This window comes from Verminephrobacter eiseniae EF01-2, from assembly GCF_000015565.1.
Lineage (GTDB): Bacteria > Pseudomonadota > Gammaproteobacteria > Burkholderiales > Burkholderiaceae_C > Acidovorax > Acidovorax eiseniae.
This window is the reverse complement of record NC_008786.1, coordinates 116,048-128,289: the sequence shown is the minus strand read 5'-3', so window position 1 is coordinate 128,289 and position 12,242 is coordinate 116,048. Positions and strand designations below refer to the sequence as shown.

Sequence of the window (12,242 nt, the reverse complement as noted above, 5' to 3'; positions counted from 1 at the left end):
CTCAGGAATCAGCTGCCTGTTCAACGAATCCTGGGAGATTCGGTGGACCACAAAGAGTCAAAAATCCAGCATTCATGCGGGTCGCAGAGAATTTGCAGGGCCGACTAGGTGGCGAACACGACGATCTTTTCGTTTGGATTTTGCCGCCACAGGGTTCCCAGGCCGTCGAGCAACTTCTGCGTCTTGGTTTCGCGTTGCTGCGGAAAGACCTTCAGCAACGCGCCTATGCGCAGGCGCTCTTCGGGCAGATGGAGTGCCACGACGGCGCCGGCAGCCTCCTCTGCGCGCACCGCGACGTATTCGCTGCCGTGGGGGTCCGAGGCCATCTCCAGCGCATCCTCATCCAGTTTCCTGATCAACTGGTGCCTGAGGTCGGCGAGCACGCGCTCCACCTCGCTGCGCCCGATGTTGTCGCGTGGCAGGCCGAACTCCTCGTGGATCAAATCCCTGGCCTGGCTGGTCAAGCGTTCGCGGCCCTCGATGTCCAGGTCTTTGTCGCGCAGGAGCGCCTCGTGCAGCGTCAGCATCAGCAAACGGCGCTTCAGCGTGCGCCGCACGGCGGCAAAGCTCGACGCCGCGATCTTCTGGAAAATCGCCATCAAAAAGCCCAGTGCGCGCCCCTGATGGCCCTGCCGACGGGCGAGATCGAAGCCATCGGCCAGATGCGGCAAGAAAATCCGCTTTATGCCGCAACGGCATTGACTTCTTGGACTAACGGCTGAACTTCGAAGCCATGTTTCTCCTATATGCCCCCTTTGGGGTCGCGCTTCTAATAATGTGGCGCTTTGTTTTCTATAAATATTAAATCCCTCTGGAGTTTTTGACGAAAGCGAAGCCTTAGCAATGGTTAATGGGGTTGCCCGTGTACTCGGCGTTCCATGCCCTTCATGTCCCTGGTATCTCCCGCGGGAGCAAATAGCGAATGAGAGACGCCCGTTATGCGCGGGGCTTGCCGACCATTTGCCGACATGAAAGAGTTTGCTAATTTTGTCGCACAATGCTTAACGACTAAATTTTCAATTATGAAGACCAAGAAAAAACAGCGCCGAAAAAAACTCCCCAAAGGCTTTGAAAACCTTCCCAAAGGTTTCAGATACAATCCAGCCTTGGACAACAACAACTACGATGAGCAACCGCTGTTTAAAGAAAAAGTGGACAGGGCAAACCATATTTTAAAAACCGTAGGACTGCCTGATTATTTTTATGGCAAAAAGCCCTGAGAATTGCTTCTCTCCGTTTCACCTCACGACTTGTCCGCGCTAAGACTTGTTCAAAAATGGACTCCTTTTTATAAGGCGCTTCAATCCAAATTTACTCTTGTGATTGCCGACTGAACCGCTGTTCAACCCTAATTCAATGGCGGGTTAAGCCATTGCCATTGCCAAACATAAAATGGCTAAGAAAAGACACAAAGGAGAAAAAAACAAAGAGTCCCTCCTGCCAAATTCCGTATCGTTAATGCTTTTGAAAAAGCCGATATATTTAAAATCCCCGATTGCCCGCAAGACAAATATCAGCGTTGTTGCCCAAAGCCCGAGGATTACCGTCGGTGGGGAAACAAAGAGCATGGGCATGATGCCTGCGCCCATGAAAATATTGACCGCGCACAACAGCAGGAGTAACCCCGTCAACAGGCAAGCCGGCAACCCCGGCTGAAACAGTTTTACGCCTTTCCTATCGGAAGGGATTGCCGAATCCTTTCCCCAAGCCCCTCCAAATGCCCAGTAAAAATGAATAAGCGCAAGGGGCACAAGCGTTGCGCCGGCAATAAATCCCGCGGTCAGTTTCATAAGTTATAATTTAAGGCGCACAACCGCATTATTCGTTTTTCGCCGATGCGGTTTGGCGTCATTCATTCCCGCAGCTTCTCGTAGAACAGCCGCTCCTGTGGGCCCATCAGAAAGGATTCCGTGTGCACCCAGCGCCGCGCGAACAGCGGCGAGCCATCGGGTCGGCAGGCATCGGCCTTGGTGCGGCGCAACATCACCGTGTTCAGGCGGTGGCGGTTTTCCACCATCTCCTCGGGGCTGCCGAACAAGGCCGGATTGAGCAACTGCGCCAGCATCCAGAACTGGAAGTGATTGCCCTGGTGTGGCGTGGCCGACAGCAGTATCAGGTCGCGTGAGTGGCCCTTGAGCGCCTCGGCCAGTTTGTAGTTCTCGGTCTTTCTGACCTTGCCGCCGGTGCGGTAGGCAGCCAGATGGTGGGCCTCGTCGAACACCACCAGATCCCAGCGCGGCGCGTCCAGCAGCCGCCTGATGCGCGCCGGGCGCTTGAGCGTGTCGATGCTGGCGATCAGCCGGTCGTGCCTGGCGAAGGCATTCGTCTTGCGGTCGGTGATGTCGCCTTCGGAGCCGAACACCTCGAAATCGAGATGGAACACCGCGTTCAATTCCCGGTGCCAGTTGTTCACCAGCCCGGCAGGCACCACCATCAGTGCGCGCTTCAATTCCCCCCGGCTGACCAGCTCGCGCAAAATCAGCGCGGTTTCGATGGTCTTGCCCAAGCCCACCTCGTCGGCGATCAGGTAGTGCCGGGGCGAGGCGGTAGCGATGCGGTGCGTCAGCACCACCTGATGCGGCAGCAGATCGATCCTGGCCGAGGTCAGCGCCGAGGCGCTCTCCACCACCGGCAGCGCATGCGCTTCGCAGGACAGCCACGCTTTGCGCCCGCGATCCGCGCCGCCAGCCACGGCGCGCAGGATGCGCTCGGTGCGGGAAAGCTGGCGCTGCACCGAGCCAACCGGCACCCGGCGTTCGCCGACGCTGAAGAATGCACGCAGGTAGCCGTCACGCGCTGGATCGAGCACGACGCCCTGGCCGTACTCGTGGTGGGTGATGCGCTCGCCGGGTTGGAGGGCGCTTTCGGCTTCAATTTCAGCCATTGCGATCATCCAACTCCTTCAACGCCCGCGAGAATCTGTCCTCATGGGGGTCGTTCTCTACAGCTTTCTCGAAGGCACGGCGAACTTCCGGCAAGGCTGCTTTGCTCCAGCGAAGCACACGCCCCAAGTCATACCAAGCCCATGCATGGCGTGCACGAGGAGCATTCATCTGCACTACACGCTGCAACATTTCCCTGGCCTCATCCAGCAGCTTGGTGTACGCAACCCGGCTCTCCGAACGATGCCGTGGTCTAGCTTTATCCGCGAGTTTCATTTTGACTTGAGCGAACTCGTGAAGCGCCTTCACATCCTGAAGAACAGCATCTCCGGCTAACTGGAAATAGCGATGCGCTTTTTCAAACCTACCTGCGCGTTTCTCCTGTATCGCTGCCTCAAAGGCATCGCCAATAGCATCCAGTAGCGGCAGTTTGTTAAGCCAAGAAACTGCCTCCTTCTGCTTACCTGCATCAAGCCACGCCGAAGCAATGAGTGTTATCAGCGACGCAGAGTTTGCTGCTGGGGCGCTGGCCTTGAACTGCTGGTGGATATTTTCTGCGCCATGAACATCTCCCTTGGAAACCAACTCCTTCGCCAATTCAACCGCCACACCCAGCGTGGCGGGATTGGCCTTGTATGCCTCCTGCAGGCGCTGTAGCGTCCCCTGGACATCGCCGACAGCTCGCAAATGCGCGACATCCTGAAGCGCAAGAATCGCTTGATACTCTGGATGCACCGGCAGTGTGACGCGGAAGTAACTCCTCGCCTCATCGAAATCGAACCGGGGTGGCGGGGAACCATTCTGTTCCATCGTTCGCCTGACCTTGGGGATGCCTGTGCCGCGCCCCTCAGCCAGCCGCAACTCTTTCAGCAGTTCCCCGATACGGCGATTACGTGCGGGTACGGGTGGCAAAGGCGCAGAGCCATCCAAATGCTTGATTTCAACGCCCGGTACAGGCCCCGGATAGCTGATGATCTCCATCCGGTCTGGATAGAGATAGACCTTGACCGGCTCCTGAACGCCTTCATACGAACGGTGATAGACGGCATTCACCAAAGCTTCGCGCAAAGCCAACGATGGGTAGCTGACCCAATGGCCCGCCTGGGTTCGCCCAGGCAGTTTCTGGATCATGCGGACAGACAAACCCTCCAGATAGGCAAGGCACTCCCGAAGCTGCTCCTGAACAGGCCGCTTGCTGAACACCTTTTCTTCCAGCGTGTTGCCACTGGAGTCTCCCGCGAACTGCACGACCTCTATCCGCGCACCGGGAAACCACTGTTCAGGGTTCTGGCTGAAAAACAGTAACCCGACATTGCGTGGGGCATCATGCCCATTCACGGGGTCTGCAATACGCAGCGCCCGGTAAAGCGTCTTGGTGTCGGCTTCATCCACCAAACCACTACCGATGTCATTCAAAAACTCACGCACCTTGGTTTCACGAATATCAAGCACGCTGGCCTGCAACGCACGCCGGTCATCAAAAGGCACGCGCGCCGTCAGTTGCATGAGCTGGGTTTTCAACTCTGGCTGCCTGTCGGCATCCACCGTTTCCGATCCCAGCCGGATGTAGAACTTCCGGGACGCACCTTTTTCGACAGACTCTGGTGCCTGATGTGGTCGTGCTTGGCTGCCGGGCGCCCAGATCACCAGAATCCGCTGCCCTTCATGGATTTCTGGCGAGAGTACCGGCTGATATACCGGATCGATGACGTTACAGCGTCCCCGTATCCATTTCTGGGCGTCTTCAATCTCTTTTTCAGAAAGTCCTTTGGCAGGAAGGACGGCGGCACCGTCCTGTTCAGCAACACCAAGGACGATGTAACCGCCGTTCAAGTTCTGGAAGTCGTTTGCAAATGCGCAGATTGTCCGAATGATCTGGGAGCCCGTGGTTTTCTCATCCCAAGATGCCTTGAACTCGACGCGCGCTGACTCAACGCCTTGCAGACGCAGCAAATCATCGACGTTGATGGGAAGTATGGAAGACACAACGTCAACCCTCATGTAATTCGCAGATGAAACAGACCCGCAGACTTGCCGCCGTCGCGCAACAAAATCTCCTGCGGATACTCGTTGGCCTCGCCCCACAGGATGCGACTGAAATCGAGCCGGCTCTGGCCATGTGGCGCGGCGCACAGCCAGTTCACCGCGTCGGTAGATTTCTGCACATCGAGGCGCTTGTCGCCCATGGGCAGCCAGAACACCAAGGCCGCTTCGCCCTGGTACCCGTCCTGAAACGACAGCACGGCAGGCTTGATCACATCGCCCAGCCACGCCTCGGCATCAGCCGGGGCCAGCAGATCGAGGCTGCCATCCAGCCCGGCGACCACCAGGGTCTGGTTGTCATTGCTGGGCAGATCGTCCGGCCAGTTGTCTGCGGCGCGCAGGAACTGGCGCAGGCTCCACACCTGGCTGGCCGTGCAAATCTGGTTGCGCGCCACCTCATCCCACAGCCAACTGGTGCCGCGCCGCTGCCACACCGTGTCCAGCAATTGCCTCATGCTTCGTACTCCCCATCGCCATCGAACAAGGAACCCTGCACGGACCGGTGCGCCTGGCTGGCGTGCCATGCGGTGTAGATCGACACCGCGCGCGCAGCCGCATTGCGGGTGGGCTGATCCGGGCCATTGCGGTGCAGCCATTCCAGCAGCGGTTTGAGCGCGACATGCGGCTTGAAGTGGCCGTTCTTCAGCGTGTCCGAAGCATTGATGCCGCTGCCATCGATGCACGCGCCGATCAGCACCAGCGCCTGATCCAGGTCGGAGGTCAGTTTGCGACGATGCCGGCCCGACCACTCGCGTGCAAACTCCAGCGGCTCGGTGCGGGTGAACAGCTTGTTCTTTTCCGCGCACCAGCCGCGCTGCACGAATTCATCCGGCGTGGTGATCGAGCCTTTGAGGAATTTTTGCAACTGATCGCGCTTTATCTCGGTGGCGGTGCCGAAGGTGCGCAGGAACTGGCGCGTCATCGGCTCGGCGTTGACTGGCGGCGCCTCCTTGCCCTTGTCGGCATCGTCGTCGATGAGTTGGTTGATGCCGACCAAGGCATCCTTGACCGATATCGCCCGGCCCTCGTCCACAAACACCTTGCCATAGTGGCGCGAGAAATATTCCAGCGCCTTGCCGCGCCGGATCACCTGAATGTCTGCGGCGGGCAAGCCTTCCTTGGCGTGGTTCTCCAGCATCGCCTGCAACTGGCGCACATCGGCCATCACCTCGCGGCGCATCCGGCCCCAACTGACGGGCTTGGGTTCTTCTGTGCGCTTGCGGCAGACATGGATGATGTCGTACTCGATGGTCTTGGAACCGAACTCACCTTCGCCCTTGGTTTCGTCGGAGCGAATCGGGTAGGTCGCTTCGAGGTAGTAACCCGCGTCAAAGAGAGACTCCAGCACCGCCACCCACGGCTCGTCTTCGCTGTGGTGAAAGGTGAATGCGAGGATGCCGCCGGGCTTGAGCAGGCGATGCGCTTCGCGCCAGCACTGGGTGAGAAGGCGCTGGTAGAAGCCATCCGGGTCTTCCGGCTCGCGGGCGCGGTTGGCGACGGCCTCCAGCGACTTGGGCGTGTATTCAGCGCCGAAGTAATCCGGGTATTTTTCCTTCAACGCGAGGCGCAGCCAGACGTAGAAGAAATCGGACAGTTCCGAGTAGTGCAGCAGGCCGCCGAAGGGCGGATCGGTGATGACCAGATCGAGGCTGGCGCTGCCAATCTGGGCAAGGTCGGTCGATGAGCCTTGAAGCACGGCGGCACCTCGCACCGGGTCACCTGGCATGACCTTTTCGCTCTTGCCAGCCAACTGCTCCGCCAGCGCAGGGTCACGACGCTTGAGGCTCTCAATGCTGACCGCTTCCCACGGTTGTGCCGCCCACTCGCGGCCTTCATTGATGCCCTCGATGCACGAGGCCCAATTGCCGCGACCAAGCGATGGGAAAACGCAGTTTTCGACAACCGTGGACTTGGGGTGGTAATTGTTGTTTGCGAACTGGGGCTCCAGTTTGTCGCCTTGCACATTCCAGAGCGTGAACAGACTTTGGTTCCGCAAGTACTGCTGAAATGCTCCGAGTACAAACTCTCGCACCTTCCAGTCGTAGTCCCCGGCAGTCGTGACGGCCTTGAGCAGTTGCGCGTGAACCAGCAACTGGCGCGGGTTGAACATCGTCCACCAGTGCGTGAAGCCGTGGCCCTCGCGGATATCGCCATTGGCGATGCCGGTCATGAAGCCAAAGGGCACAGCAGATCGCGGCCAATAGTCCTTCAGGTCACCATTTTTGCGCGCATCCCATTCCACGAGCGCGGCGTCGTACTGCCGGGCGTGCTCCACGTCGTAAGCGGCGAAGAAGCGCCCGCGGTACGGCATGCCTTCTGCATCGCGCTTGGGCGCATGGCCCTGCACCGCGTAGGCCGCCATCGGCCCGGTCTTGCCGGTGGCCTCGATGGTGCTCAACACATCCTGCACCGTGCCGCAGGCGCCACAGGCGTAGTGCGACTTTTTCGGCACCGTGCCTTTTTCTGGCGCGAACGTGGCGCCGGTCTCCGGGCAGGTCACGGCATCGGGCAGCGCCCCGCGCACCTCCAACAGCCGAATCTTCCCGGCGCGCGCCTGATCCCAGCGCGTGGTCGCGGCCGCATCGTCCTGCGCCGACCCGCCGTAGGGCTGGCCGCTCGCGTTCTGCCTGGGCGAACCGGCCAGCCACTGCGGATGCACCAGCAGGCTTAGTTCCACCTTCTTGTTCTTGCCCTTGCCGAGCTTGATCATTTCCGCGTGGCCGCAGTGCGGGCACAGCGCGCCGCGCACGGGGTCCAGCGTCGAATGCGGATATTCGCCCGGCGCGACATACAGCGGCACATCGGGCGCCATGCGTGCCGCATTTTCTTCAACGTGGAAATCACCGCCGCACTGGCTGCACGCATGTTCCCAGTGCTTGACGCTGATCGATTTCACCGCCATCACCGGGCTGCTCATGATCGGCGTGCGGTGGCCGCAGCCGGTCACCTGACAGGGGCCATGCTTGGCCCAGAAGGTGTAGATGATCTCCGGACCTTCGTAGCCGTAATCCTTGCGCTCCTGGCGCGGAATGGCCAGCGGGTCGAAGCCGGCGGGCATCGCCTGCTTGCTCGGCAGATGCGTCCACCGGCCTGTTTCACCGTTGGGGCCGTCGCAGCAGTAGTACGGCATGATCTGCGGCTTGACCTCGGCCTCGATGTCGGCGAGCAGCTTTCTGACCTCCTCCAGATCGACATCGGCCAGCTCCTGCTTGACCACGAACCACGCGACCGGGTTCAGGTCGTTGCCGATCATCTGCATCCCGAGGCGCGAGCCTTCCACCAGCGTGGTGCCGCCGCCCATGAAGATGTCCGCCACCTTCAGGTGCTTGAACGCGCCTTTCTTCTGGTGGTTGGCGTAGTAGTTGTCCCACACCAGCCTGGCCGCATGGGATTTGTCTTCGGGCGCCTTGGTCGCCGCCGCAATCAACATTGAGCGAAACACGCTGGAGCGCCGCCGCGCCCACCATTTCGACATCTGGTAGATGGGCTTGCCCGCATTGCCTTCGATGATCGCCACCTGGTTGACCGGCAAGATGGGGAAATCTACCTCCAGACAGGTCTTGGGACGGTTCGGGTCGTTGAAATCGACAGTTTCCATGGCCACCGCCTTGCCAGCGCCAACGATCTTGGCGACTTCTTGCGCCAGTTGTTCTTTTTTGGTGGCCATTAGCGTGTTCCTCCGGCAGCGCCTACCGCCAATCGCGCCTGAAGTCTGGTGCGGAGTTGTTCATAAATGGGGATGGGAATACCTTCGGCCACTTCCAGAGTGACGGCCAGGCCGTAAGGAATGGCGTGGTCGAGTTTGGCTGTCGCATCTTTTTTGCAGGTCACTTGCAGCAATATGCTGTCGCCATCCTGATAAGCTGCGATTTTTTTCTCACCTTCACGCACCTCATGCTGCACTGTGCCGCGCAAGACTTGGTGACGGTCTGCCTCTTGGGGTTCAAGTTTGAGTTGCGAATCCTCCCAGCCGCCAGAGGGCGAAAGTTCGAGTTTGGCCTCGCGCAAATATCGATGGTTTGGGTTGATGGGAGTAAACCATGCCAAGGTCACCACCATGCGACGCCAAACCCGACAACTGGCAAGACCGGGAGGAAGCGGCAGCCGATATTCATGGATTTCATTTTCATGAATTTCGCCACAACCCAACACCGTGCCGCGCTGCTCGGTGCAGGCCAGAACCCGTTCAATATCGACGGCACCGTACCCGAGATAGCGGCCTGTGACTTCTTTGGATTGGTGCGCAGGCGGTTTGAGTGCTGAGATGATTGCTTTGCGGGCATCATTATCGTGCTTTGCGCCATGCACCAGCAGCGCCTTGATGAGTACGGAAATCAGCTCTTGCGGAATGTTCTCTCCGTGCTCCGCGCGCAGTGCATCGAGTACTTCATAAATGCGTGCCGCGCTGCGCGTGGCAAGGGCTGTGGCGTTGCTGGTGCCGCGTGTATGGGCGGTTTGCGACAAAGCACCAGCCTGATTGCTGTCCCAGGCGACTTGCTGGCCCGGCGCAGCAAGCCCGCCATCCAGTTGATAGATGGTTTGGCTATCCAGCACTGGGGTGCGATAAAGTTGCCGCCCCCCTGGGAGGAGTATTTCCGGCTTGATGGAACGGCGAAACCCATGCCCAAGCCGCGCAGCAGGGCTAAACAACGATGCGCTGGGTAGCAAGTCTGTGCGCTGCCCTTGGTAATAGTTTCCACCGTTGTCAGAGTGGGTTGCGCCGATCGTGATGGCATTGATGGATTCTGCAGGAGACAGGATTCGCCGCCCGGACAACTGGGTCTGAATGCACTTAAGCACATGCTCGACCTTTTTGGTGTCGGTCAAGGCCAGATATTCCGGCCCAGACAAAGCAATGTCGATGGCATCTGGATAGTTTCCGGCGCTTACGCAGAAAAGCACACGGTACTTCCACGACAGCCAATCCAGCAGCCTTGCCCAAGGGCTGGGCGTGTGAATGAAAGGGCGTGCCGGGTCGCCGATGGAGAGATTGATGATGCAAATACCGGGTGCTTGTGCGGGCGTTGTGCCTTCGCCTTCAAACATCCGCCTGACCGCACGCGCAATGCGATCCTCGAAGAAAATCTCATCGGGAACATGCTCGCTCCGGTTCATGGAGTGAGGGTCTGGCTGCATGATGGGCAGTACATACACCAGACGCGGCAACGGATCGGATTGGCCGCCCGCCATTTCTCCATGCACCACCAGAGACGCCATTGCCGTGCCGTGCTTTCTTTCACCCGGTTGGTACTGCGCAGAAAGATTGTCCGGGTCGTCCGGCAACAATCGCCCCTTCAGTGCCTGATGCTGCACATTGGGCGCACCATCGAGAATGGCTGCGATGGGGGGCAGGTTAACTACCCCTTCGGCTATTTCTGTATCAACGCCTTCGCCGTCTTCCGTGACTGCAAGGCTTTGCCCGGTGGTGCGGAAATACATGACGCCGTGAAACTTGAAAATCTGGATGTCGGTGTCGTGAGCCTCGGAATCCAGATCGTTCAAAAGCTGCCGGATGCTTTCTGCGGGCAATTCGGCCTTGACCGCATGAAAGGCGATTTCCGGCATGTCGATAAAGCTACTCAATGTGCGGCCAGCAGCCGCTTCCAGCAATGCGACAACATTGCGCTCGCCCTGCCTGCGTCTGTCTTCTGATTTGCGATAGAACAGCTCGATCTGACAGTGGATTGGTTGCGCCGGATTGATGGGGTCGAGCAAATCTCGCCAGCGATCCAGCATACCTGTCTCGCGCAGCGCCTCTTCCATTCCCCAGCGGCGAATTTGCAAGGTCTGATTGAACACATCGCGCCATTTTGTTTTTCCGCGTGGGAGTGTGTGCCTATTTTTCCAATGTCCCCATAGCGACAGCAACTCCCGCATTCCGGCTTCATTGCCAAACGATAGAAACACACGCACCTTTACCGGTTTGTCAGTTTTTTCACCTTTTTTGTCTTGCTCAAAAAAATCTTCATCTGGTTCGATATCATCGACATCCCACTCGCCAAGCCATTCCAGTCCAATGGCTTCCACGGCCTGCCTGAATTCGTCGAAATGGCCTGCGATTTCGATGACCAGAACCGTCTCCGGCTCCAGCCCCGCCACTGAACCACTGATATCGGCCTTGTAGCGATCAAAATCCTGCTGTAGAGAAGCTAGCTGCGCATCGAGACGCGCCACCTGCCTGTCATGTTCGGGAAGATGTGGCTTGCTTGGTGTAAAGCCCGACCCCTTTGGGGGGTCAATGGTTCTTGCTTGCGGGAATACCAGCAAGGGAAAATGGTTTTCCATCAGCGATCAATTCCTTTGCTGGCTGTTGTCGCAGGTTTGTCATGTGCCGATTTGAAACGGCTTTTCCACTGCTCAAGTTTCAGTTGGGTCAACGGCTTGGCGTTTTCCGTTTTCATGTCGAGCACGGCGCGACGAACCACACCAAGACAAAACTCTTCCACTTCGGCAAAATTCAACCCCGACAGGTGTTTTGCCAAGGTTTCCGGTTCGTAACCAAAATTGATATTGCAGCGCTGTGCAATGGACGCAATGCAAATGGTCAACTGCTCACGGCTTGGCCTGGGCAATTCGATGCGCAGTTGAAAACGCCGCCAGACGGCCTTGTCCAGTAGCTCCGGGTGATTGCTCGCTGCGACCACCACCACGTAGTCAGGCATTGCATCCAGTTGCAGCAGCAAAGAGCTCACGACCCTTTTGATTTCCCCGGTCTCATGCGTATCGCCGCGCTCCTTGCCCAGGGTCTCGAATTCATCGAAAAACAATACGCAACGCTGTGTTCTGGCGTAATCCAGCACGTTTTTCAATCGGCTCGATGTTTCACCAAGATAGCTGCCCACCAATGTTTCGTAACGAATGACGATGAGCGGGTACATCAGTTCAAAAGCCAAGGCTTCCGCCAGCGTCGTTTTGCCATTGCCAGGCGGACCCGCGAGCAAGACCCGATTTCGCGCGTGCAGGTTATGTGCGTGGAGTAGTTCTGAACGGTGCTGTTCTTCAATAAGCTCCCGCACCTGCGTCTTGATCTTCTCGGGCAATATCAGGCTGTCCAGATTGCGCTCTGGCGTCATCTCGTAAAACAGTTCCTTGTTCATACTGCCACCATTCATCTTCGCCGCCGGAGGCCGTGCAAAAGGCGTTGCATTGGCTTGAAGCGCTTTGGCCAGCCGCTCCGCCAGCAATCGGTGACCCTTTTGCTTTTCTTCCTGAATCAGCCCTTCGGCGATTTTTCGGAACGCAAGCTGATCTCCGCTGGTCGCGGTTTTAAACAGATCAACCAATAAATCAGATTGTGCCATCAGCTTATGCCAAAAA

At 58.1% G+C, this 12,242-nt stretch carries 10 protein-coding genes; 2 read left to right on the top strand and 8 right to left on the bottom strand.

What is annotated here, in order from left to right:
* Positions 1–104: 104 nt before the first annotated feature.
* Positions 105–527, bottom strand: coding sequence for a hypothetical protein (locus VEIS_RS00540; protein ID WP_232287806.1), 423 nt, complete (start codon positions 525–527; stop codon positions 105–107).
* Between VEIS_RS00540 and VEIS_RS30090 the strand changes: the two genes are divergently transcribed.
* Together VEIS_RS30090 and VEIS_RS00535 are read left to right on the top strand one after the other, a co-directional pair.
* Positions 513–722, top strand: a complete 210-nt coding sequence (locus VEIS_RS30090) for a hypothetical protein (RefSeq protein ID WP_232287805.1) — start codon at positions 513–515, stop codon at positions 720–722. The two genes, VEIS_RS00540 and VEIS_RS30090, sit on opposite strands and share 15 nt — an antisense overlap.
* A 246-nt stretch (positions 723–968) precedes the next feature.
* Complete coding sequence (locus tag VEIS_RS00535) at positions 969–1,220, top strand: hypothetical protein (RefSeq protein ID WP_157048334.1); 252 nt, start codon at positions 969–971, stop codon at positions 1,218–1,220.
* 144 nt (positions 1,221–1,364) lie between these two features.
* On the opposite strand, the gene VEIS_RS00530 is transcribed toward VEIS_RS00535, so the two are convergent.
* From VEIS_RS00530 to VEIS_RS00500, 7 genes are all read right to left on the bottom strand, one after another.
* Complete coding sequence (locus VEIS_RS00530) at positions 1,365–1,790, bottom strand: DUF3995 domain-containing protein (RefSeq protein ID WP_011807915.1); 426 nt, start codon at positions 1,788–1,790, stop codon at positions 1,365–1,367.
* 62 nt (positions 1,791–1,852) lie between these two features.
* Positions 1,853–2,884 carry a DEAD/DEAH box helicase gene (locus tag VEIS_RS00525; RefSeq protein WP_041950358.1) on the bottom strand — a complete coding sequence of 344 codons (1,032 nt, stop codon included), beginning with the start codon at positions 2,882–2,884 and terminating at the stop codon, positions 1,853–1,855.
* The gene (locus tag VEIS_RS24585) at positions 2,877–4,868 is read right to left on the bottom strand and encodes an ATP-binding protein (RefSeq protein ID WP_011807913.1); all 1,992 of its coding nucleotides are present in this window, start codon (positions 4,866–4,868) and stop codon (positions 2,877–2,879) included. The genes VEIS_RS00525 and VEIS_RS24585 overlap by 8 nt, the downstream gene beginning before the upstream one ends.
* Before the next feature lie 11 nt (positions 4,869–4,879).
* Entirely contained in the window at positions 4,880–5,380 is a 501-nt protein-coding gene (locus VEIS_RS00515; RefSeq protein WP_011807912.1) for a hypothetical protein, read from the bottom strand.
* Complete coding sequence (locus tag VEIS_RS00510; protein ID WP_011807911.1) at positions 5,377–8,592, bottom strand: hypothetical protein; 3,216 nt, start codon at positions 8,590–8,592, stop codon at positions 5,377–5,379. Before VEIS_RS00510 ends, VEIS_RS00515 begins: the two co-directional genes overlap by 4 nt.
* Entirely contained in the window at positions 8,592–11,210 is a 2,619-nt protein-coding gene (locus VEIS_RS00505; protein ID WP_011807910.1) for a S8 family peptidase, read from the bottom strand. Before VEIS_RS00505 ends, VEIS_RS00510 begins: the two co-directional genes overlap by 1 nt.
* Positions 11,210–12,226: an AAA family ATPase gene (locus VEIS_RS00500; protein WP_011807909.1), complete on the bottom strand. Its 1,017-nt coding sequence runs from the start codon at positions 12,224–12,226 to the stop codon at positions 11,210–11,212. The genes VEIS_RS00505 and VEIS_RS00500 overlap by 1 nt, the downstream gene beginning before the upstream one ends.
* Between the last annotated feature and the right edge of the window lie 16 nt (positions 12,227–12,242).